Genomic DNA, 20,836 nt, shown 5'->3' with positions numbered 1-20,836 from the left:
CGCTAGCGTCCGCGGCGCTCGCGCGTCGTGACGCGCAGCCCGGATGCGATGAGCGCACGCACCAGCGTGTGCCCGTCGACATGCCGGGCGCCGGCGGCCACGAGCCTGGCGTGCATCTCATCGGGGACGTCGTAGTGGTCGAGGTCGAATCCGCGCGGAGTGATGCCGTTGGCCGCGGCGAAGGCGTGCAGTTCGTCGAGCGACGTGTCGCTGACCAGATGGGCCCAGAGCCTGCCGTGCGCCGGCCAGCGGGGGTCGTCGATCAGGATGGTCACGGGGCGATCCTAGGGGAGCCCGAGCCTCGGCCGACACGCCACCGGCGGCACGCTTTGGAGGATCGGGCAGGCATCGGGTAAACTCGATCCTTGGTGCGTGGCGTGTCGCCGCCGCAACGGCGACCAGTCGAGAGCTGTGGTTCCGCACCGTGACTCTCGGGAATTCCCAGACGAAGTCTTTCCAGACAGAACCGGAGCGGTGCGCTCCCAGATGAAACAGGTGTGAAGTGGTCTACGCAGTAGTGCGCGCCGGCGGCCGGCAGGAGAAGGTCGAGGTCGGCACGATCGTCGTCCTGGACCGTCAGAAGGCGAAGGTCGGCGAGAAGATCGAGCTTCCCGCTGTGCTCCTGGTCGACGGCGACGCCGTGACGACCGACTCCGACAAGCTCGCGAAGGTGACCGTCACCGCCGAGGTGCTCGGCGAAGAGCGCGGCCCGAAGATCGTGATCCAGAAGTTCAAGAACAAGACCGGCTACAAGAAGCGCCAGGGTCACCGTCAGGACCTGACGCGCGTCAAGGTCACCGGCATCAAGTAAGCGGAAGAGGCACGAGAGATGGCACACAAAAAGGGCGCAAGCTCCACCCGCAACGGTCGTGACTCCAACGCACAGCGTCTCGGCGTGAAGCGCTTCGGCGGCCAGACCGTCAACGCCGGCGAGATCCTGGTCCGTCAGCGCGGCACGCACTTCCACCCCGGCGTCAACGTCGGCCGTGGTGGCGACGACACGCTGTTCGCCCTCGCGGCGGGCGCTGTCGAGTTCGGCAGCAAGGGCGGCCGCAAGGTCGTCAACATCGTCGCAGCCGCGGAGTGATCGCGGGATCCGACTGATTCTTCGACGAGGGGCGGGCTTCGGCTCGCCCCTCGTCTGTTTCACCGACAAGTGAGGAGCCGCCCGTCATGGTGACGTTCGTCGATCGCGTGACCCTGCACCTTCGTGCGGGCAAGGGCGGAAATGGATGCGTCTCGGTGCGGCGCGAGAAGTTCAAGCCTCTCGCGGGCCCCGACGGCGGCAACGGCGGTCACGGCGGCGAGGTCGTGCTCGTCGCAGACCCGCAGGTGACGACGCTGCTGTCGTACCACCACTCGCCGCATCGCGCCGCCGGCAACGGCGGCTTCGGCATGGGCGACAACCGCTCCGGCGCCGCCGGCGAATCGCTCGACCTGCCGGTGCCTCTGGGCACCGTGGTCAAGAGCGCCGACGGCGACGTGCTCGCCGACATGCTGACGCCGGGAATGCGCGTCGTGGTCGCCCCCGGCGGCATCGGCGGACTCGGGAACGCGTCGCTGGCCAACCCCAAGCGCAAGGCTCCCGGCTTCGCGCTGCTGGGCACCCCCGGGTGGGAGGGCGACGTCCAGCTCGAGCTGAAGACCGTCGCCGATGTGGCCCTGGTGGGCTATCCCTCGGCCGGCAAGTCGAGCCTCATCGCCGCCGTCTCGGCTGCGCGTCCGAAGATCGCCGACTACCCGTTCACGACGCTGCACCCGAACCTCGGGGTCGTCGAGGCCGGCGATGTGCGCTTCACGGTCGCCGACGTGCCGGGCCTCATCGAGGGCGCGAGCGAGGGCCGAGGGCTCGGCCTGGAGTTCCTCCGTCACGTCGAGCGCTGCACGGCGCTCGTGCACGTGCTCGACTGCGCGACGCTCGAGCCCGGCCGCGACCCGCTGAGCGATCTCGACGTCATCCTCGCCGAACTCGGCGCCTACCCGGTGCCCGAGGGCCAGGTGCCGCTGCTCGAGCGCCCGCAGGTCGTCGCGCTCAACAAGGTCGACGTGCCCGAGGCGAAGGATCTCGCCGACCTCGTGCGTCCCGAGCTCGAGGCGCGCGGCTTCCGCGTGTTCGAGATCTCCACGGTCAGCCATGCGGGGCTGCGTCAGCTCACCTTCGCACTCGGCGAGATCGTCGCCGAGCATCGTGCCGTGGCGGCGGCGGAGCCCGTCGCCGAGCGCGTCGTCATCCGCCCGAAGGGCTCAGAGGCCGAGTTCAGCATCCGCGTCGAGGGCGGCAGCTACGGCGACATCTACCGCATTCTGGGCGCGAAGCCGGTGCGCTGGGTGCAGCAGACCGACTTCCAGAACGAAGAGGCCGTGGGCTACCTGGCCGATCGCCTCGAGAAGCTCGGCGTCGAGGATGCGCTCTACCGCGCCGGCGCGGTGGCCGGTGCCACCGTCGTCATCGGCGAGGGCGACGGCATCGTGTTCGACTGGCAGCCGGCGCTGAGCTCGGCCGCCGAGCTCATGACCGCGCCCCGAGGCACCGACCCCCGACTCGACCAGAGCACGCGCCGCACGACGTCGCAGCGCCGCGAGCGCTACCACGAGCGCATGGACGCCAAGGCCGAGGCCCGCGCCGAGCTCGAGGCCGAGCGCCTGGCCACCCTGGCCGACGAGGACGATCAGAAGTGAGCCTCGCCGATCGCACCGGCATCGCCACGGCTCGCCGGGTCGTGGTCAAGGTCGGCTCGTCGTCGATCAGCGGAGAGAACGCGCACCGCATCCAGCCCCTCGTCGAGGCGCTCGCCGCCGCGCACGGGCGCGGAGTGGAGATCGTGCTGGTCTCTTCCGGCGCCATCGCGACGGGAATGCCGTTCCTGAAGCTCGACGAGCGCCCGAACGACCTCGCCACCCAGCAGGCCGCGGCCGCGGTGGGCCAGAACGTGCTGATCTACCGCTATCAGGCGGCGCTGCGCGAGTTCCAGATCGTGGCGGGGCAGGTGCTGCTCACCGCCGGCGACCTCGAGAACCCGACGCACCGCTCCAACGCGCGCCGCGCCATGGACCGCCTGCTGGGCCTGCGCATCCTTCCGATCGTCAACGAGAACGACACCGTCGCGACCCACGAGATCCGCTTCGGCGACAACGACCGGCTCGCCGCCCTCGTCGCCCAGCTCATCGGTGCCGACGCGCTCGTGCTGCTCAGCGACATCGAGTCGCTCTATACGTGCCCGCCCGACCAGCCGGGCGCCCGGCCGATCCGCGAGGTGGCCTACGGCGAGAGCCTCGACGACTTCGAGTTCGGCTCGACGGTGGTCAACAGCGTGGGCACAGGGGGAGCGGCGACGAAGGTCTCCGCCGCCAGGCTCGCCGCATCCGCCGGGGTCGGAGTGCTCGTCACAAGCGCCGATCGTGTGGCGGAGGCGCTGGAGGGCGCCGATATCGGCACCTGGTTCGCCGCCAACCCCGCGCCCACGGCCGCGATACCGGTCGCCTCGGTAAACTGACCGGATGACCACGACGGCCCTTTCCGCGCGGGATCGGATGCTGGCGGCCCAGCGTGCGGCCCGCACCATCGGTCTGCTCTCCGATGATCGCAAGAGCGCCGCGCTGCGCGCGATCGCCGATGCCATCGAGGCGGCCTCGGCCGACATCGTCGCCGCCAACGCCGAAGATCTCGCCCGCGGCGAGGCGGGGGGACTCAGTGCGGCCCTCCTCGACCGACTCCGGCTCGACGAGGCGCGCGTGGCTGCGCTGGCGGCCGCGGTCAGAGACGTCGCGGAGCTGCCCGACCCGGTCGGCCGCGTACTCGACCGCCGTACGGTGGCCGGTGGGGTGGAGCTCACCAAGGTGAGCGTGCCGTTCGGCGTCGTCGGCTCGATCTACGAGGCCCGCCCCAACGTGACGGTCGACATCGCGGCCCTCGCGCTGCGCTCGGGCAACGCGGTCGTGCTGCGCGGCGGCACCGCGGCCGAGAAGACCAACGCGGCGCTGGTCTCCGCCATGCGCGCGGCGCTGGCGGCAGAGGGCATCGACCCTGAGGGCATCCAGACGGTCGACGAGTTCGGCCGTGAGGGTGCGCGCGAACTCATGCAGGCGCGCGGCATCGTCGACGTTCTCGTTCCCCGGGGGAGCGCCCAGCTGATCGAGACCGTCGTCACCGAGTCGTCGGTGCCCGTGATCGAGACCGGAGCGGGCGTCGTGCACATCGTGCTCGATGCCTCCGCCCCGCTGGAATGGTCGCGCGACATCGTCGTCAACGCCAAGGTGCAGCGCCCGAGCGTCTGCAACGCCGTCGAGACGGTGCTGGTGCACCGCGCGGCGGCCGACCGGCTGATCGGGCCGGTCGTGGCCGCGCTGCAGGAGCGCGGCGTGACGGTCCATGGCGATGCCGACGTCGCGGCCAGGGCCGACGGCATCCTGCCCGCCACCGACGAGGACTGGGCGACGGAGTATCTGGGCCTCGACCTCGCGATGCGCGTCGTCGACGACCTCGACGAGGCGCTGGAGCACATCCGCACCTACTCCACGCACCACACCGAGTCGATCATCACGGATGACGACGCCTCCGCCGAGCGGTTCCTGGCCGAGGTCGATTCGGCCGTCGTGATGGCCAACGCGTCGACGCGGTTCACCGACGGCGCCGAGTTCGGCTTCGGCGCAGAGGTGGGCATCTCGACCCAGAAGCTGCACGCCAGGGGTCCCATGGGCCTCCCCGAGCTGACGAGCAGCAAATGGCTCGCGCGAGGCGCCGGGCAGGTGCGCGCCTGAGCGCCTAGACTGATACCCGCGCGCCGCCCCCCGGCGCAGACCCGAAACGGAGCACGTATGACTCTCGCCACGCTTCTCGCCTTCGCCGCAGAGGAGGCCGAGCACCACGGCAACGTGGCCCTCGAGACCGTGGGCTACGGCATCGTGGCGCTGCTCGTCTTCGGCGCACTGGCCGTCGTGACCCTCTCGTACCGCAACGTGGCCAACCGCCACGCGCACAAGGCCGAGGCGTATGCCCGCGCGCACGCGAACGACGTGCAGCAGGCGGGGCACGGCCACTAGGCCGGCTGGATGACGGTGGCACGCGCCCCGCGGATCGGGGTCATGGGCGGCACGTTCGATCCCATTCACCACGGTCACCTGGTCGCGGCCAGCGAGGTCGCCGAGTCGTTCGACCTCGATGAGGTCGTGTTCGTGCCGACAGGCCAGCCGTGGCAGAAGCACAAGGTCAGTCCCAGCGAGCACCGCTACCTCATGACGGTGATCGCGACGGCATCGAACCCGCGGTTCACCGTGAGCAGGGTCGACATCGACCGGTCGGGCCCGACCTACACGATCGACACGCTGCGGGATCTGCAGGCCGAGCGCCCAGGGGCCGAGCTGTTCTTCATCACGGGAGCAGACGCCGTCGCCCAGATCTTCAGCTGGCGCGACCACGCCCAGCTGTGGGACCTGGCGCACTTCGTGGCCGTGTCGCGGCCGGGGCACGTGCTCAACACCGACGGCCTGCCCACCGAAGACGTCAGCCAGCTCGAGATCCCCGCACTGGCGATCTCTTCCACGGACTGCCGGGACCGTGTTCGTCGCGGACACCCGGTGTGGTACCTCGTTCCCGACGGGGTTGTCCAATACATTGCGAAGCACCACCTCTATCGGAGCAAGGCATGAGCACACCCGACCAGCCGGACAGCCCCGCGCTGACCCGCAGGCAGCTGCGCGAGCTGCGCCAGACCGGCGCCGTTCCCGTCGTGACCCCCGACGACGCGACCTCCGACGAGCCCTCGGCTGCCGATGCGGCCGTCGAGCCGGCCGTCGAAGAGGCGCCGGCTCCCGTCGCGGCGCCCCTGCCGCGGGCCGCCGAGCCCGCTGTCATCCCGCCGGCGCCCACCCCAGACGCCGCGGTCGATCTGGGCACTTCGCCCCTCACCCGACGCCAGGCGCGGCAGCAGGAGCGCATCCGCACGGCGTCGGTGCCCGTGATCACCCCCGACCTGGCGTCGCAGCTGGCCGAACCCGCACCCGTCGTCGACGCCGTGCCGGCCGCAGAGCCCGAGGCACCGGCCGCCGAGGCCGACGGCGCCGCCGAGGCCGCCGCCGACATCGAGGCCGCCGACACCGCCGCCGAGGCGGAAGCGGTCGAGGAAACCCCTGACACGCAGCCGGAAGAGGCGGCATCCGCCCTGCAGGACGCATCGGTGGTCGCCGAGTCGCCCGCCGAGATCGAGGATCGCCCGCTGGTGCACCCCGAGCTGGGTGCCGAGCTGCTCGGCGGCGAACCTGTGTCGATCGAGACGCCGCCCTCGTTCGATCAGCTGCTGTCGCGTTCGGCGACGGGGTCGGTCGCCGCGACCAACGCGTTGATCCTCTCGCAGACGCCCGCGAGCGCTCCCATCGACGGCCCCGTCACCTCGACGGGCGAGATCCTCATCACGGGCACGTTCAACCTGCCAGAGGGGCTGGGCTCGACGGGGCACGCCGTCGGCACCGCCGACGGCAAAGAGGTCGACGCCGTCCTGGTCGACGGCGAGCTTCCCGCGCACTCGTCGCCCACGCCGATCGCCGCCAGCGCCGCGATCAGCACGGTCAAGAGCGCGGGCGAGATCATCCAGCCGCCGGCGCCTGAGAAGGGCAGCCGCCTCATGCTGACGCTCGCCATCACCGCCGGTGTGCTGGCGGTGGCGCTCGTGGGTGTGCTGATCGTGGCGATCGTGACCGGAGTGTTCCAGTGACGGCGACCGACAACGCGAAGCGCATGCTGCAGATCGCCGTCGAGGCGGCCGACGCCAAGGGCGGCGAAGACCTCGTTGCGCTCGACGTGTCGCAGCCGCTGCCGCTCGTCGACATCTTCCTGCTGGTCACGGGGCGCAGCGAGCGCAACGTCGCCGCCATCGCCGACGAGATCGAGGACCGCATGGTCGAGGCCGGCTACAAGCGGCTGCGCCGTGAGGGCCGCACCGAGGCCCGCTGGGTGCTGCTCGATTTCGGCGACCTCGTGGTGCACGTCTTCCACGAGCAGGAGCGCGTGTTCTACGGTCTCGAGCGCCTCTGGAAGGACTGCCCCGTGGTGCCGTTCGACCTGCCGGAGCCGGCGTCGCCGACGGCCTGACGGGCACCGGTGGTGCGGAGCATCGCCCGGCATGTAGTAAGCTGGACGAGTTGCCCCGGCAGGTTCGGGGCGGCAGAAGATGGGCCTGTGGCGCAGCTGGTAGCGCACCTGCATGGCATGCAGGGGGTCAGGGGTTCGAGTCCCCTCAGGTCCACCGAAACGAAGAAGCGCCTCCGCGAGGGGGCGCTTCTCTCTTGGTTCAGGGGACGCCCGTCACGAGACCTCGTGCAGCACGAAGGCGGCGAGGAAGCCGGCCGTGGCCCACAGCCCCGTCAGCAGGTGCTGCTGCTCGAACGCCTCCGGGATCATCGTGCTGCACACCATCGCCAGGAGGCCGCCGGCGGCGATTGTTGTGACGACGGCGGTGAGTTCGGGCGGAGCCGCCTGAAAGGCCGTGAACCCCACGACAGCGGCGACGACGGTGATCGCGGCGATGCCGCTCCACAGCGCGAACACCCTGCCCGCCGGTGCTCCGCCGCGCTTGAGAGCGGCGGTCGATCCGAGGCCCTCGGGGATGTTGCTGATCGCGACGGCGGCGACGATGGGGATGCTGAGGCTGCCGCCGATCACCGAGAGCCCCATCACGATCGACTCCGGGATGCCGTCGATCAGGGCGCCGATCGCGATCGCGACCCCGCTTCCTCCGCCGAGCTTGGCGGCGGAGCGGCGGGCGACGACACCGGCCGGTGCGTCGGCGGGTCGCGGCTTGGCTGGCCGGGAGACGGCCCAGTCGGCCACCGTGTAGATGAGCGCTCCCGCGAGGAAGCCCGCCACGGTCGGCCACAGCCCTCCGTCGTCTGCGGCCTCCGCGACGAGCTCATAGGCGAGCGTCGAGATCAGCACGCCTGCGCCGACCGCCATGATCGCGGCGACGACGCGCTGAGGGATCTCGACGAACCACGCGATCGCGGCACCGACCAACAGCATCCCGCCGCCGATGACACCGCTCAGGGCGGCCAGCCACACTCCCATGGCCTCACCCTACGGCGGCGGGATGCCGACGCGTCAGACCGCCGCGGTCTCTCGCGCGCGCAGGTCTTTGCGCAGGATCTTGCCCGAGCTCGACTTGGGGATCGCATCGACGAACTCCACCCTGCGCACCTTCTTGTAGGGCGCGACGTGCTCGGCGACGAAGGTCATGACGTCTTCCGGCGTGAGCGCCGAATCGGGCGCCGCCACGACGAAGGCCTTCGGGATCTCCTGCCGCTCGTCGTCGAGAACCCCGATGACGGCGACGTCGAGCACGGCGGGGTGACCGAGCAGCAGCGCCTCGAGCTCGGCGGGTGCGATCTGGTAGCCCTTGTACTTGATGAGCTCTTTGACCCTGTCGACGATCGAGAAGTAGCCGCCCTCGTGGTAGACGGCGACATCGCCGGTGTGGAGGAACCCGTCGGCATCGAGTGTCTCGGCGGTGGCCTCCGGCTTGTTCAGGTACCCGAGCATGACGTTCGGGCCCTTCACCCACAGCTCGCCGGGGCGGGTCTGGCCGTTCTCGAGCTCGGTGATCTCGTCGCCGGTCTCGGTGTCGATCAGCTTGCATGCCGTGTTGGGCAGAGCCACTCCGACCGAGCTGACCGGGATGTCGTCGCGCTCGTAGGGCATGGCGTGCGAGACGGGGCTGAGCTCGCTCATGCCGTAGCCCTGCATCATGCGTGCGTGGATGCGGGCGCCCGCGGCCTCCGCCGTCTCACCGTCGAGCGGGGCGGCGCCCGAGAACACGGTGTGCACGCTCGAGATGTCGAACTGATCGACGATCGGGTGCTTGGCCAGCGCCACCGCGATCGGCGGGGCGATGTAGAGGTAGGTGCACTGGAAGGTCTGGATGTTGGTGAGGAACTCCACCAGATCGAACTTCGGCATCGTCACGAGGCTCGCGCGCTGGCGCAGCGCGAGGTTCAGCAGCACCGTCATGCCGTAGATGTGGAAGAACGGCAGCACCGCCAGCACACGGTCGCTCGAGCGCAGGTCGATGTTGACGCGGCACTGCTGCACGTTGGCGACGAGGTTGCGGTGGCTGAGCATCACGCCCTTGGGGATGCCGGTCGTCCCCGACGAGTAGGGGAGCACCGCCACATGCGTCGCGGGGTCGACTTCGATCGCCGGCGGCACGGCACCGGAGGTGAGCAGCTCCCGCAGGTTGGGGTGGCCCTCGGCGCCGTCGAGCACGATGAGCCGATCGGCGGGGATGCCGGATGCCGCCGCCGCGGTCTCGGCCTGTGCGAGCAGGGGCGAGACCGTGATGAGCCAGGTGGCTTCGGCATCCTTCAGCTGCTTCTCGATCTCACCGGCGGTGTAGAGCGAGTTGATCGTGGTGACGGTGGCCCCCAGGCGCAGGATGCCGTGGAAGACGGTCGCGAAGGCGGGGACGTTCGGGCAGAGCAGGCCCACCACCGTGCCGACGGTGACCCCGCGGGCCGCCAGTGCGCCGGCGAAGGCGTCGACCTGCGCCTTGAGTGCCCCATAGGTCGTCTCGGCGCCGGTTCCCGGATCGATCAGCGCGATGCGCGCGGCGTCTTCGGGGGAGAGGTCTGCGAACAGGTAGTCGTAGACGGTGACATCGGGGATCTCGACATCCGGGTACGGGCTTTCGAACACGTGGTCTCCTTCGAATCGCGTGCGTGCGGCATCGTCGCCGTGGCGACCATCATGTCACGGGCTCGCGAGACCGGGTATCTCGAAGCGTGGAACCGGGTGTCTAGTTGAGGTAGTCCTTGTGCACCCAGCCGGTGGTGCCCTTGTAGGTGACCTTGCGCCACGAGCCGCTCGTCGCCTTGACGGGACCGACCGAGACGCCCTTCGGGATCACGAGTACGACCTTCTTGCTCGTACTCGGGCCGCTTCGCATATTGAGCTTCGCGGTCGTCTTCTTGCCCGCGACGAGGTTCGACGCGGCCACCCAGCCGGTCTTTCCCGACACACTGACCTTGCGCCACGAGCCGCTCGACGCGGTGACGGTGACCTTGGTGAAGGCGGCCTTGGTGACGACCGCCTTCGCCGACGTCGAGGCGGAAGCGCGCAGGGCGACCTTCTTGGTGAGGTAGCGCGTGTAGCTGGTCGTCGTCGCACCGCTCGGGGCGGTGTTGGTGCCGGCCGGTGCCGACGTGTAACCGCCGAAGTTCTGCGTGTAATAGGCGCGCCCGTTGCTGTCGACACCCACCCCGATGCCGATGTGGGTGTAGGAGGTGCTGAGGATGTTCTTCTTGTGGCCGGCGCTGTTCATCCAGGCATCGACCACCGCCGCGGGGCTGAAACCGGCGGCGACGTTCTCGGCGGCGGCCTTCCAGCCCTTCGGGATCTGCGACGAGTAGTTCGGATTGTGCGACATCGTCTTGGCCTTGGCCTGCTTGCCCGACCACGATGTCGCGACCGAGTTGAGGCCGCTGTTCATCGTCAGCTGCTTCACGCCGGCCTTCTTGCGCTGCGCGTTCACCTCGTCGAAGATCAGCTTCTGGATCTGCGACGTACTGAGCCCCGACACCGTGACGGCTGCCTGCGCGGGCACGGCGGGCGCGACGACGAGTGTCGTCCCCCCGGTCAGCGCGAGGCCGGCGGTCAGGACGAGTGCGACGATTCTGGACGGTTGGCGGCGCGAAGTGCGGGGGGAAGGCACGACGAGGAGTCTCCTGATCTCCCCCCGGCTGGGAGGCTAGCAGGAGATCCGCTCAGCGCGCCAGCATGGATGTGCCACGGGCCAGGCGGTCGGCGGCGAGCTCTTCTGCGGCGATCAGGGGAAGGATGCCGCGCTCGCGCGCATCGTCGTAGATGCGCCGCAGCGTGTCGCCGATCCCTGCGACGCGCTGCATGATCTCGGCGCGCGAGTCGACGCCGCGCGCTTCGAGATCGAGCCAGATCACCCCTCCGGCGTTGACCACGAAGTCGGGTGCATAGAGGATGCCGCGCTCGGCGAGCAGCTCTGCGCCCGATCGCTCCGCCAGAGGATTGTTGGCGGGACCGCAGACGGCGCGCACGCCGAGGCTGGCGATCACGTCGGGGGTCAGCAGTCCTCCGATGCCGGCCGGCACGAGCACGTCGCCTGGCACCAGGTGCTCGGTGCCCGGCATCGCCCACGTGGCACCCAGTTCTGCGGCGAGGTCGCGCTTGGCGGGGTTCACGTCGGTGACGGTGAGCACGGCGCCTTCGGCGGCGAGCCGCACGGCCAGGCGGCTGCCGACCTGTCCGAGCCCCGACACGGTGATGTGCCGACCCGCGACCTCGGGCGAGCCGAACACCTCGTCGAGCGTCGCCCGCAGCGATTCGTAGACGCCCAGGCTCGTGGGGCCGGCGGGCTCGCCCGATCCGCCGACGGCGTCGGGCAGGCCCACGACGTGGGCGGTGCGCTCGCTCACGACGAGCATGTCGTCGGCGGTGGATCCCACGTCTTCGGCCGTGCGGTAGCGGCCGCCGAACGACTCGACGGCGTCGCCGAGGTCGAGGAACGCTGCGCGTCGGCGCTCCGCGTCGAGCTCGCCGGTCTCGGGCATGCGGATGACGGCCTTGCCGCCGCCGGCGTCGAGTCCGGCCGTCGCGTTCTTCAACGTCATTGCCGCCGACAGGCGCAGGGCGTCGCCGAGCGCGTCGCTCCAGCGAGGATACGACCACAGACGCGCGCCGCCGAGAGCGGGCCCGAGCGTCGAGGAGTGCAGAGCGACGACGATCTCGAGGCCGCTCCGAGGGCCGGTGATCACCTCGACGCGTTCGTGCGTGAGATCGGGCAGGGGCAGAGCGGTCATCGCATCCTCTTTCGGCCGGCCTTGTGGGCTGTGCACTCAGGATGCGGCGGCGTTGCCGCATCCGCTCTTCATTGTGCACGACTTCCTGAGCGAATCCAGGGCATTCTGCGGCGGGGCGGTAGGTCGGATCGGGTGTGCTCGTGGCCGTGGAGTTGCAGATGCAGGTCGGAATCGGCTGTGTGGCCTCGTGGTGCCTCACGACATCGGATCGGGCCTGCGCCTGCGACAGTGACAGGTGGGCGGGCGCCATTGAGCGGCGCAATGCTCCTCCCCAGCTCGGACCTCGCGTCGAATTGCACGCGATCAGAGGCCTTGCGGTCCCGGCGTGATCGCGCGATGGGCATGCTCGCCTCATGGCGACGCAGCATGTTGTCGACGCAGGACCCGGGCCCAGGCTGCTGCGCACACGTGAGCTGAAGGCGCAGGGGATGAGCGATCGCGCGATCCGCGCGGCCGTTGCGGATGGCACGCTGATTCGTCTGCGCGAGGGGGCGTTCAGCACTCCAGATCAGAATCAGGGGTGCGTAGGCGCTGCTCGGCTGCACGGGCGGCTCAGTTGCGTCTCCGAACTCAAACGGCGCGGGATCTTCGTGCTCGAGCGCAGCAAGCCTCACATCCACGTTCCGTCGACCTCGTCTCGGCTGCCGAGAATGCCGGCAGGGCACACGGTGCACCGCTGTCGGCTGGTGCGCACACCCGACCCGTGCGCCATGAGTGTCGAAGTGCTCGACGCGGTGGTGCAGGCCGTCAGATGTCAACCGCCCCGGGCGGGGATCGCGACGATCGATTCCGCGCTCCATCACCGCGTCATCGGGGCCGACGACTTGGACGACCTGTTCGACGCCCTGCCCCGGCGCTACCGCAGACTGCGTGGGCTGGTGGATGGCCGGGCGGAGTCCGGCCCCGAGACGATGGTGCGGCTGATGCTCCGATCTCTCGGATGCCGGTTCGAGCTGCAGGTAAAGATCACGGCGGTGGGACGCGTCGACTTCGTCGTCGACGGGTGGCTCATCGTCGAGTGCGACAGCAAGGCTTTCCACTCGTCGTGGGAGGAGCAACTCAAAGATCGACGGCGAGATCTTGCCGCGGCCGAGCGCGGGTACGCCGTGCTCAGGGTCGTGGCGGAAGACATCCTCTGGCACCCGGAGGCGGTGCTGCGTGCGCTGCGCGGACTCGTGACGGCGCGCAGTCTCTGACTCCGGGGTCGTACCCGGGTACCGCGGCGCGAGGTGTCACAGACACAGGGAGGATCGCGCGGGTGCCGCCGGAGTCGCCCGGCGGCGCTCGGTTCGCCCTGCATCTGCGACCTCACCGCGGCCGTAGGCTGGGGCGGTGACCGAACACCTCCCCGCACGCAGCAGACTCGTCCACGACCGACTGCGCGAGGCGGGGATCGCCGGAGACATCGTTGTTCTGCCCGACGCCGCATCGACGGCCGTGCTCGCGGCCGCGGCGCTGGGCGTCGAGGTGGGCGCGATCGCGAACAGCCTCGTGTTCGTTTCGGACGGCGCGCCGCTGCTGGTGATGACCAGCGGCGCGCACCGGGTCGACACGGCAGCGCTCGCCGAGCGCCTCGGGCGCGGCACGATCGCGCGCGCCACGCCCGATCAGGTGCGTGAGGCGACCGGCCATGCGATCGGCGGTGTCGCCCCGACCGGTCACCCGCAGCCGATCACGACGGTCGTCGACGAGGCGCTCGCCGCCTTCGATGAGATCTGGGCGGCCGGCGGCACCCCGCACACCGTCTTCCCGCTGACCTACGACGAGCTGATCGCGCTCACCGGCGGCACGGTCGCGAAGGTCGACTGACCTCACTCCCTCGACACGTCCCAGCACGTGACGGCGGCGGCGGCCGACCACGCCTGCGGCCGGCACGCGGCGGGATAGGGAGCGGGAACGGGCGCGTCGGCGTCGGAATCGCCGGCGTGCAGCTCCGGCATCCGATAATCGAACGCCTCGGCCGCGGCGAGGAGCCCCGCGACGACTGCGGCGGCCTCGGCGCGGCAGCCCGCCCTCGCCATGCCGTGCGCGACGATCGCCGAGTCGTGTGCCCACACGCTCCCGCCGTGGTAGCTGAGCGGCCAGTAGCCGGCGGCAGCGGTCGACATCGTGCGCACGCCGAACCCCGATGACATGGTCGGGCCGACCAGCAGCCCGGCGACGGCGCGCTCCTGGTCGGCATCGAGGATGCCGGTGCCGAGGAGATGCCCGATGTTGCTGGTGAGCGTGTCGACCGCCGAGCCGTCGCGGTCGAGCGCGATCGCGGGATACGTGCCCTCGGGCGTGGTCACCCAGAACCGCTCGGCGAACCGCGCCCGCAGCCCGGCGGCCCACGCGCGCAGGCGCGCGACGCCCGGCTCGTCGAACCGCTCCAGCAGCCGCGCCCCCTCGACAGCGGCCTCGTAGGCGTAGCCCTGCACCTCGCACAGCGCGATGGGCCCCGCCGCGAGCGTGCCGTCGCGCCACTGGATCGAGTCGCCCGAGTCCTTCCAACCCTGGTTCGAGAGCCCGTGGCCCGTCTCGTCGACGTAATCGAGGAAGCCGTCGTCACCGGCGCTCTCGAGCATCCAGTCGAGCGCCGCCCGCAGGGCCGGCAGCAGCGCGCGTACCTCGTCATCGGGCATGCCGCGCTCGGCGGCCTCGGCGAGCAGGCACACCCACAGCGGCGTCGCGTCGACGGTGCCGTAGTACAGCGGCGGCAGCACGACCCCTTCGCCCGGCAGTTCCAGAGCGCCGGCGCGCAGTTCGTGCAGGATCTTTCCCGGCGCCTCGGCGCGCTCCGGAGCGTGTGTCGTGCCCTGGAGGCGGGCGAGGACGCGCAGCGTGGATGCCGCCAGTCGGGCATCCAGCGGCAGCAGCAGGCGCGCCGCCCACAGCGAGTCGCGGCCGAACAGCGTCAGGAACCACGGCGCCCCCGCTCCGACGAAGACGTCGTCGGGATGGGCGGGCAAGACGAGCCTCAGCGCCTCGAGGTCGCTCAGCGCACGGCGCACCCACAGGCGCAGCCGCGGGTCGGCCTCCGGTGCGAGCTCGGCCTCCCAGCCTGCGGGAGGAGCACCGCGCACCACCAGCGACGGATCGTGCAGGGCGATCGCCCACTCGACTGAGAGTTCACCGCGGGCGGGGCACACCAGCATCCACTCCGCCCGCACCGCCCCGGAGGCGCTCAGCCGCGCGGCGGGGGCCGAGAGCGTCATGCGGCTGCCGGTGCCGGTCACGGTGACGAGCCCGTCACCGACCTCGGCGGTCCACTCGCGTGGCGCGGGGGCGCCGGCCTTCACCTCCTGCAGAGGCGCGAACTCGGGCACGAGGCGCAGTTCGAGAGCCACCCGCATCTCGGCGTCGCGGTGCGAGCGCACCGTGATCCGCTCTCGCACCAGCCCGTCGCCGACGGTGCGGTCGCGGCTCAGGCGCACCTGGGGGTCGGGCTGGTCGCCGTCGACATCGCGCAGCACGGCCTCGACCTTCAGCCGTGATGCCGCCGGCGACGCCGTCGAGATCACCTCAGGGTGTGCACCCGCGCTCGTGAGCTCGACGACGTGCGCGAATCGCGTGTCGCCGTGGTAGATCCCCTCGATCGCACCCGTCCCCAGATCGCCGTCGCGCGCGCTCCACACCTGGGTGGGCGCGTGCAGCGTCATGATCGCATCGGTGAGGAAGGGCTGTCGTGGCGCGCTCATCCCTTCACCGCCCCTTCGCTGGTGTTCATGATGCGCCTCTGGAACACGAAGAACATCACCGCGACCGGGATCGTCATGATCGCCGCGGCCGCGAGCTTGAGGGGGTACTGCGTGCCTTGACTGAGCTGCCCCGACGCCAGGCCCGCGACGCCCTTGGTCAGCGTCGTCAGCTCGGGGGACTGGGTCGACACGATGAAGTGGTTCAGCTCGTTCCACGACCCCTGGAACGAGAGGATCACGATCGTGATGAGGGCCGGCCGTGCCATCGGCAGCACGACCGACCAGAACACGCGGAACGAGCCGGCGCCGTCGATGCGCGCCTGCTCCTCGACTGAGACGGGGATCGACTCGAAGAAGTTCTTCATGATGAACACCCCCGCCGCATCGACCAGCAGCGGCAGGATCATGCCGGCATACGAGTCGTACAGGCCGAGCTGATTGAGCACGAGGAACCGCGGGATCAGCAGCACGACCGCCGGCACCGCCATCACGGCGACGACGAGGGCGAACACGACTCCGCGCCCGCGGAAGTGCAGACGGGCCAGGGCGTAGCCGGCGAGCGAGACGAAGAAGACCCGCCCGATGGTGACGCAGATCGTCACGATCGCCGAGTTGGCGAACCAGAGCGGAAAGTCGCTGTGCAGGAACAGCCGCTCGTACGCGGCGACCGTGAAGGTCTGCGGAATGAGCGAGATGGGGTTCGCGGCGGCCTCGGGCTCGGTCTTGAACGACGTCGCCACCTGCACGAGGAACGGGTAGATGTAGACGAGCGCGAGCGCGGCCAGCAGTGCGTAGAGCAGCAGCTGCGAGGCCCGCTGGCCGGGTGTGAGGTGGCGTCGATGCGGACGCGGGGGAGCGGCGGATGCTGTCTGCTCCGCCGTCGCCGCGTGCGCGGCGGACGTGCCGGTGTCGGTCATCGCGCGCCTCCTTTCGACCTGTAGCCCTGCGGCAGCATCGCGCGGATGCGGCGCCTCGAGACCGGTCGCTCTCGGAGCACCCACCGCTGGAAGATCGTGAACGCGATGATGATGAGGAAGAGGATGAAGGCGATCGCCGCGCCCACGCCCCAGTCCTGGTTGATGAAGGCGGCCGAGTACGACAGGTAGGCCGGGGTCATCGTCGTCTTGGCAGGACCCCCCTGCGTGCCGGTGTAGATCTGGTCGAAGACCTGCCAGCATCCGATCAATCCCAGCGTGAGCACCGTGAACAGCGTCGGGCGCAGCTGGGGGAGGGTGATGCGCCAGAAGCGCTGCCAGCCGTTGGCGCCGTCCATCATTCCGGCCTCGGTGAGCTCGTAGCCGACGTTCTGCAGGGCCGCGATGAACAGCAGCATGAAGGTGCCGCTCGTGGTGAACACGGCCATGAGGATGAGCGCCGACATCGCCACCGAGGGGCCGGCGAGCCACTCCCACCACGAGATGCCGAGGAACCGGTTGTCGACGAGCCAGTCGGGCCCCGCCGTGATCCCGACCTGACCGAGGGCGATGTGCACGATGCCCCGAGGGTCGTTGAACCAGTTCGGTCCCTCTCCGCCGAGCGCGGCGATGATCGCGTTGACCGGACCGGTGAACGAGAACAGGAACAGCCACAGCACCACGATCGCGACCGAGCTGGTGACCGAGGGGAAGTAGAAGGCGGTGCGGAAGAAGCCGCGGCCACGGAGGATGCGCCGGCTCACGAGCACCGCGAGAAAGAGCGAGATCGCCGTCTGCAGCGGCACCACCAGCAGCACGTACCAGGAGTTGTTGCGAAGGGCGATGCCGAAGTCGCGGGTGGGAAGGCCCCCGTCGACCGTGATGGCGGCGTAGTTGTCGAGGCCGATGAAGCTCACGTTCGACGAGAGCGGGCTGCCTCTGCCCGACCAGTCGGAGAAGCTCACCCACAGCGCCATGAGCACGGGGAGGAAGAGGAAGACGCCGAGGATCACGAGGATCGGCAGGACGAAGATCCATCCCGCCACCCCTTCCCCCCGGCGCAGGCCCGAAGTGCGCCTGCGCCGAGAGGAGGGGTTCGTGACCGGGGCCGCCGGTGTCGCGGTCGCGGTCATCACGTCACCCGATGATCGCCTCGAGGTTGGTCTGCACCGAATCGAGGATGGTCTTCGGATCGTCGGTCTTCAGCGAAGCCAGCTGGGCATTGAAGTCGCTGATGACGTCGGCCACTCCCTTGTTGAACGGCACGCCCTGCGCGTAGTCGGCGCCGTCGAGGAACGCCGCCATGTCGGGGTTGTCGCTCTTCCACTGGTCGGCGGCCGACTGCACCGAGGGCATCGGGCCGAACGCCTCCGAGAAGGCGAGCTGCTGGTCGGCCGAGGTGAGGTATTGGACGAGGTCGAGCGCAGCCTGCTGGTTGGGGCTGTCGGCTGCCATGCCCCAGCAGTTGGTGAACTGCAGGGTGCCCTGGCCCGCGGGGCCGGCGGGAAGCTCGACGACCTCGTAGTCGACGTCGGGGTAGTCGCCCATGGCTCCGGTGATCCAGTTGCCCTCGATCGTCATGGCGCCCAGCTCCTTGCCGAACGCCTCACCGCCCCACCCGGCGCCGACATCCGACGCATAGGCGAACGAGCCGTCGGCGAGGTGCTCCTGCACGTAGGTGAGGGCGTCGACGTTCTCCTGGCTGTTCGCCGTGGCCGTCGCGCCGTCTTCCGAGACGAGCCGGCCGCCGGCCTGGGCCATGAACGCGCCCAGGCGGGCGTACTCGCCGCTGAAGACGAGCCCTGTGGTGTCGCCCTGCGTCAGGGTGGCAGCCACATCGGCGAGGCCGTCCCAGTCGGTCGGGAGGTCGGCATCCGTGAGCCCCGCGTCTTCCCACAGCCCCTTGTTGACGATGAGCTGAAGCGTCGAGAAGTCCTTCGGGGCGCAGTAGAAGGCGCCGTCGTAGGTGAAGTTCTGCACGAGCGACGGATAGAAGTCGTCTTTGTTCTCGAGCATGTCGCCGTAGGCGATCACCGAGCCGTTGTCGGCGTAGCCGGCCAGCAGCTCGGGCGCAAGATAGAAGAGGTCGGGCGGCGAGCCGCCGGCGAACCCCTGCGAGAGCTGCTGAGTGAGGTCGGTGGCCGCCACGACTGTCACGTCGACGCCGGAATCGGCCGACCACGCGGCCGTCGCGTCCTGCACCGCCTTCGTCTCGGCATCGCCGCTCGAGCCGATCATGACGGTCAGCGGGTCATCCGACGAGGTGAGCTCGGTCGGGCCCTCGCTGGAGCCGCCGCCGGTGTCGCTGTCGAACCCCTGCCCGCCGCAGGCGCTGAGGGCGAGCATCGCGGTGACCGCGAGCCCTCCCGTGGCCAGCAGGCGCTGTGCTGTGTGCCGTTGCATCGCATCTCCTTCGATCACGAAACTCTTGATCGTTCAAACCGTGATGTCGCGTGCCGTGGTTTGATCGTTCAAATTTGGGAAGTGGTGCCAAGCTAGAGCCGGTTCGACAGGACTGTCAAGGGGTTGCGAAGGAGGCCGGGATGCAGCATCCCGCCACGATCGAAGATGTCGCGCGGGTCGCGGGAGTGTCGCGGCAGACCGTGAGCAACGTGCTCAACGCGCCAGACATCGTGCGCCTCTCGACGCGCGAGCGGGTCGAGGCCGCCATCGCCGAACTCGGCTACGCGCCGCACGCGTCGGCTCGGCGCCTGCGCACTCGGCGCAGTTCCACCATCGGCATCCACCTCGATCCCTACGCCGGGGGGATCTCCGGCGTCGTGCTCGACCGCTTCGTGCACGCGCTCACCGAGCGGGCGGGGGCGCGCGGCATGCGGGTGCTGGTCTATGCCGCCGGATCGCCCGAAGAGGAGATCCGGCGCATCGCAGACCTCCGCGATGGCGGCGACATCGACGCCGTCGTGATCACGGGCACCTTCCACGACGACCCGCGCACCCGATGGCTCACCGAGCGCGACGTGCCGTTCGTGTCCTTCGGCAGGCCATGGGGCGCCGACGACATCGCGGACCCGGCGCATCTGTGGGTCGACGTCGACGGGGCGGCAGGCACCCGCGAGGCGACCGCACACGCCCTCGGCTTCGGCGACCGCGTCGGCTTCGTCGGCTGGCCGGCGGGTTCGGAGACCGGCGATGACCGCGAGCGCGGCTGGCTCCAGGCGATGGGGGAGCGTGCGGGCGTGCGGCTGTCGAGCGAGGAGAGCGTGGCGTTGGCCCGCGAGGCCGTGGCCGTCGCGCTGCGCGTGCACGAGTTCGACGCCCTCGTGTGCGCGAGCGACTCGCTGGCGATCGGCGCGCATCTCGCCGCCGTCGCCGCGGGGCTTCCGGGGCTGCCGATCGTCGGGTTCGACAACACCCCGGCCGCCGAGGCGCTGGGGCTGGCGAGCGTCGAGCAGCGCCCCGAGTTCGTCGCCGCCGGAGTGCTGAACCTGCTCATGGGCGCTCAGGGCCGCCAGATCGCGCCGCGGCCCGCCGTGCCCGGCGAAGCGCACGTGCTGGTTCCGCCTCGGCTGATCCTGCGCTGACCCCCACCCCGCCAGGCCCGCCGTCGGTCTCCACTCACCGCGAGTTGGCAGCTTCGGTCGCTGCTGCCGAGGTACACGCGGCAAGAGCTGCCAAGTCGCGGAACCTAGGCGCGACCGTAGAGGCGGCGGGAGAGTTCGAGCGCCGCGGCCTCGACGAAGGGGACGAGGGATGCCGCCTCCCGGCCTTGTTCCGCGGGCCAGGTGACGGCGACCGCAGCCACGGGCCACCCGGTGTGGTCGCGCACCGCGACGCCGACAGACCGCAGGCCGAGCGTGATCTCGCCGTCTTCGGAGGCGTATCCGTCGGCGCGCACGGCCCTCAGCAGGGCCCGAAGCGCGCCCGGGGTGCCGGGGCCACGGCCGGTGCGGTCGGCGAAGGCTCCGGCATCGGGGAAGAGCGCACGCACCTGCTCGGCCGGGAGCGCCGCGAGCATCGCGCGACCGGTCGCAGTCAGGTGCGCCGGCAGCCGAACGCCGACGTCGGTCACGAGAGCCGGACGTCGAGGCGCGCGCTCCTCGACGATGTAGACGACGTCGCGACCGCTCATGACAGCGAGGTGCGCGCTCTCTCCCGCCCTGTCGGCCAGCCCCGCGATGAGGGGGCGGCCGACCCGCGCGAGCGGCGCCTGCCGGGCGAAGCCGCCGCTCAGTTCGAACGCCGCGGTGCCCAAGCCCCAGCGGCGCTCGGCGGGCAGATGCACGACGTAGCCGTGCGCGGCGAGCACCGAGAGCAGGTGGTAGACGCTCGATCGGGGGATCTGCAGCTGCTCGGCGAGGGTGCGCGCGGCGACCGGGCCGCGCTGGCGGGCGAGGAACGACAGCATCCGCAGCGTCTGGTCGGCCGCGGGGACCGGTGAGTTGTCTGGCATACCAGACACAGCATGAC

At 70.4% G+C, this 20,836-nt stretch carries 22 protein-coding genes and 1 tRNA gene; 13 read left to right on the top strand and 10 right to left on the bottom strand.

Annotated features, from left to right (window positions below; genetic code table 11):
* Positions 1-2: 2 nt before the first annotated feature.
* Positions 3-275, bottom strand: coding sequence for a DUF4031 domain-containing protein (locus OAW74_RS07725; RefSeq protein WP_262873717.1), 273 nt, complete (start codon positions 273-275; stop codon positions 3-5).
* Between the two features lie 227 nt (positions 276-502).
* Between OAW74_RS07725 and rplU the strand changes: the two genes are divergently transcribed.
* From rplU to OAW74_RS07675, 10 genes are all read left to right on the top strand, one after another.
* Positions 503-811, top strand: a complete 309-nt coding sequence (gene rplU, locus OAW74_RS07720; protein WP_262873716.1) for a 50S ribosomal protein L21 — start codon at positions 503-505, stop codon at positions 809-811.
* Positions 812-829: 18 nt separating this feature from the next.
* Positions 830-1,087, top strand: a complete 258-nt coding sequence (gene rpmA / locus OAW74_RS07715) for a 50S ribosomal protein L27 (protein WP_262873715.1) — start codon at positions 830-832, stop codon at positions 1,085-1,087.
* An 86-nt stretch (positions 1,088-1,173) separates the two neighbouring features.
* Positions 1,174-2,679, top strand: a complete 1,506-nt coding sequence (obgE, locus tag OAW74_RS07710) for a GTPase ObgE (RefSeq protein WP_262873714.1) — start codon at positions 1,174-1,176, stop codon at positions 2,677-2,679.
* A complete protein-coding gene (gene proB, locus OAW74_RS07705; protein WP_262873713.1) occupies positions 2,676-3,494 on the top strand; it encodes a glutamate 5-kinase in 819 nt (272 codons plus the stop codon). Before obgE ends, proB begins: the two co-directional genes overlap by 4 nt.
* Positions 3,495-3,498: 4 nt before the next feature.
* Positions 3,499-4,758 (top strand): glutamate-5-semialdehyde dehydrogenase, encoded by a 1,260-nt coding sequence (locus OAW74_RS07700; RefSeq protein WP_262873712.1) that lies wholly within the window; start codon positions 3,499-3,501, stop codon positions 4,756-4,758.
* Positions 4,759-4,815: 57 nt separating this feature from the next.
* The gene (locus OAW74_RS07695; RefSeq protein WP_262873711.1) at positions 4,816-5,040 is read left to right on the top strand and encodes a hypothetical protein; all 225 of its coding nucleotides are present in this window, start codon (positions 4,816-4,818) and stop codon (positions 5,038-5,040) included.
* Between the two features lie 9 nt (positions 5,041-5,049).
* A complete protein-coding gene (gene nadD / locus OAW74_RS07690; RefSeq protein WP_262873710.1) occupies positions 5,050-5,646 on the top strand; it encodes a nicotinate-nucleotide adenylyltransferase in 597 nt (198 codons plus the stop codon).
* Positions 5,643-6,707 carry a hypothetical protein gene (locus OAW74_RS07685; RefSeq protein ID WP_262873709.1) on the top strand — a complete coding sequence of 355 codons (1,065 nt, stop codon included), beginning with the start codon at positions 5,643-5,645 and terminating at the stop codon, positions 6,705-6,707. Before nadD ends, OAW74_RS07685 begins: the two co-directional genes overlap by 4 nt.
* A gap of 23 nt (positions 6,708-6,730) precedes the next feature.
* A complete protein-coding gene (gene rsfS / locus OAW74_RS07680) occupies positions 6,731-7,084 on the top strand; it encodes a ribosome silencing factor (RefSeq protein WP_378733676.1) in 354 nt (117 codons plus the stop codon).
* 81 nt (positions 7,085-7,165) lie between these two features.
* Positions 7,166-7,238, top strand: a tRNA-Ala gene (locus OAW74_RS07675).
* 59 nt (positions 7,239-7,297) lie between these two features.
* Here the strand turns inward: OAW74_RS07675 and OAW74_RS07670 are convergent.
* The 4 genes from OAW74_RS07670 to OAW74_RS07655 form a co-directional block, all read right to left on the bottom strand.
* The gene (locus OAW74_RS07670) at positions 7,298-8,056 is read right to left on the bottom strand and encodes a ZIP family metal transporter (RefSeq protein WP_262873707.1); all 759 of its coding nucleotides are present in this window, start codon (positions 8,054-8,056) and stop codon (positions 7,298-7,300) included.
* A 33-nt stretch (positions 8,057-8,089) separates the two neighbouring features.
* The gene (locus OAW74_RS07665; protein ID WP_262873706.1) at positions 8,090-9,679 is read right to left on the bottom strand and encodes an AMP-binding protein; all 1,590 of its coding nucleotides are present in this window, start codon (positions 9,677-9,679) and stop codon (positions 8,090-8,092) included.
* Positions 9,680-9,779: 100 nt separating this feature from the next.
* A complete protein-coding gene (locus OAW74_RS07660; protein WP_262873705.1) occupies positions 9,780-10,694 on the bottom strand; it encodes a CAP domain-containing protein in 915 nt (304 codons plus the stop codon).
* A gap of 52 nt (positions 10,695-10,746) precedes the next feature.
* On the bottom strand, positions 10,747-11,814 hold the full coding sequence (locus OAW74_RS07655; protein WP_262873704.1) for a Glu/Leu/Phe/Val dehydrogenase family protein: 1,068 nt from the start codon (positions 11,812-11,814) through the stop codon (positions 10,747-10,749).
* Between the two features lie 428 nt (positions 11,815-12,242).
* Between OAW74_RS07655 and OAW74_RS07650 the strand changes: the two genes are divergently transcribed.
* Entirely contained in the window at positions 12,243-13,010 is a 768-nt protein-coding gene (locus tag OAW74_RS07650; protein ID WP_262873703.1) for an endonuclease domain-containing protein, read from the top strand.
* A 136-nt stretch (positions 13,011-13,146) separates the two neighbouring features.
* On the top strand, positions 13,147-13,623 hold the full coding sequence (locus tag OAW74_RS07645) for a YbaK/EbsC family protein (RefSeq protein ID WP_262873702.1): 477 nt from the start codon (positions 13,147-13,149) through the stop codon (positions 13,621-13,623).
* Between the two features lie 2 nt (positions 13,624-13,625).
* On the opposite strand, the gene OAW74_RS07640 is transcribed toward OAW74_RS07645, so the two are convergent.
* The 4 genes from OAW74_RS07640 to OAW74_RS07625 are packed head-to-tail and all read right to left on the bottom strand — an operon-like array spanning position 13,626 to position 18,811.
* On the bottom strand, positions 13,626-15,494 hold the full coding sequence (locus OAW74_RS07640) for a glycogen debranching N-terminal domain-containing protein (RefSeq protein WP_262873701.1): 1,869 nt from the start codon (positions 15,492-15,494) through the stop codon (positions 13,626-13,628).
* Entirely contained in the window at positions 15,491-16,411 is a 921-nt protein-coding gene (locus OAW74_RS07635; protein WP_262873700.1) for a carbohydrate ABC transporter permease, read from the bottom strand. Before OAW74_RS07635 ends, OAW74_RS07640 begins: the two co-directional genes overlap by 4 nt.
* Positions 16,408-17,541 (bottom strand): carbohydrate ABC transporter permease, encoded by a 1,134-nt coding sequence (locus tag OAW74_RS07630; RefSeq protein WP_262873699.1) that lies wholly within the window; start codon positions 17,539-17,541, stop codon positions 16,408-16,410. Before OAW74_RS07630 ends, OAW74_RS07635 begins: the two co-directional genes overlap by 4 nt.
* Positions 17,542-17,545: 4 nt before the next feature.
* A complete protein-coding gene (locus OAW74_RS07625) occupies positions 17,546-18,811 on the bottom strand; it encodes a sugar ABC transporter substrate-binding protein (protein ID WP_262873698.1) in 1,266 nt (421 codons plus the stop codon).
* 140 nt (positions 18,812-18,951) lie between these two features.
* Here OAW74_RS07625 and OAW74_RS07620 point away from each other — a divergent pair, with 140 nt between their 5' ends.
* A complete protein-coding gene (locus OAW74_RS07620) occupies positions 18,952-19,950 on the top strand; it encodes a LacI family DNA-binding transcriptional regulator (protein WP_262873697.1) in 999 nt (332 codons plus the stop codon).
* A 104-nt stretch (positions 19,951-20,054) separates the two neighbouring features.
* On the opposite strand, the gene OAW74_RS07615 is transcribed toward OAW74_RS07620, so the two are convergent.
* Positions 20,055-20,819: an IclR family transcriptional regulator gene (locus OAW74_RS07615; protein WP_262873696.1), complete on the bottom strand. Its 765-nt coding sequence runs from the start codon at positions 20,817-20,819 to the stop codon at positions 20,055-20,057.
* Positions 20,820-20,836 lie beyond the last annotated feature (17 nt).

The organism is Microbacterium fluvii, assembly GCF_025515205.1.
GTDB classification, from domain to species: Bacteria; Actinomycetota; Actinomycetes; order Actinomycetales; family Microbacteriaceae; genus Microbacterium; species Microbacterium fluvii.
This window is presented reverse-complemented; position numbering and strand designations above follow the sequence as displayed.

Excerpts from the sequence above, each read along its gene's own strand:
- rpmA (WP_262873715.1), top strand. The coding sequence starts at position 830 with ATGGCACACAAAAAGGGCGCAAGCTCCACCCGCAACGGTCGTGACTCC.
- obgE (WP_262873714.1), top strand. The coding sequence starts at position 1,174 with ATGGTGACGTTCGTCGATCGCGTGACCCTGCACCTTCGTGCGGGCAAG.
- OAW74_RS07700 (WP_262873712.1), top strand. The coding sequence starts at position 3,499 with ATGACCACGACGGCCCTTTCCGCGCGGGATCGGATGCTGGCGGCCCAG.
- OAW74_RS07695 (WP_262873711.1), top strand. The coding sequence starts at position 4,816 with ATGACTCTCGCCACGCTTCTCGCCTTCGCCGCAGAGGAGGCCGAGCAC.
- nadD (WP_262873710.1), top strand. The coding sequence starts at position 5,050 with ATGACGGTGGCACGCGCCCCGCGGATCGGGGTCATGGGCGGCACGTTC.
- OAW74_RS07685 (WP_262873709.1), top strand. The coding sequence starts at position 5,643 with ATGAGCACACCCGACCAGCCGGACAGCCCCGCGCTGACCCGCAGGCAG.
- rsfS (WP_378733676.1), top strand. The coding sequence starts at position 6,731 with ATGCTGCAGATCGCCGTCGAGGCGGCCGACGCCAAGGGCGGCGAAGAC.
- OAW74_RS07670 (WP_262873707.1), bottom strand. The coding sequence starts at position 8,056 with ATGGGAGTGTGGCTGGCCGCCCTGAGCGGTGTCATCGGCGGCGGGATG.
- OAW74_RS07655 (WP_262873704.1), bottom strand. The coding sequence starts at position 11,814 with ATGACCGCTCTGCCCCTGCCCGATCTCACGCACGAACGCGTCGAGGTG.
- OAW74_RS07650 (WP_262873703.1), top strand. The coding sequence starts at position 12,243 with ATGAGCGATCGCGCGATCCGCGCGGCCGTTGCGGATGGCACGCTGATT.
- OAW74_RS07640 (WP_262873701.1), bottom strand. The coding sequence starts at position 15,494 with ATGAGCGCGCCACGACAGCCCTTCCTCACCGATGCGATCATGACGCTG.
- OAW74_RS07635 (WP_262873700.1), bottom strand. The coding sequence starts at position 16,411 with ATGACCGACACCGGCACGTCCGCCGCGCACGCGGCGACGGCGGAGCAG.
- OAW74_RS07630 (WP_262873699.1), bottom strand. The coding sequence starts at position 17,541 with ATGACCGCGACCGCGACACCGGCGGCCCCGGTCACGAACCCCTCCTCT.
- OAW74_RS07625 (WP_262873698.1), bottom strand. The coding sequence starts at position 18,811 with ATGCAACGGCACACAGCACAGCGCCTGCTGGCCACGGGAGGGCTCGCG.
- OAW74_RS07620 (WP_262873697.1), top strand. The coding sequence starts at position 18,952 with ATGCAGCATCCCGCCACGATCGAAGATGTCGCGCGGGTCGCGGGAGTG.
- OAW74_RS07615 (WP_262873696.1), bottom strand. The coding sequence starts at position 20,819 with ATGCCAGACAACTCACCGGTCCCCGCGGCCGACCAGACGCTGCGGATG.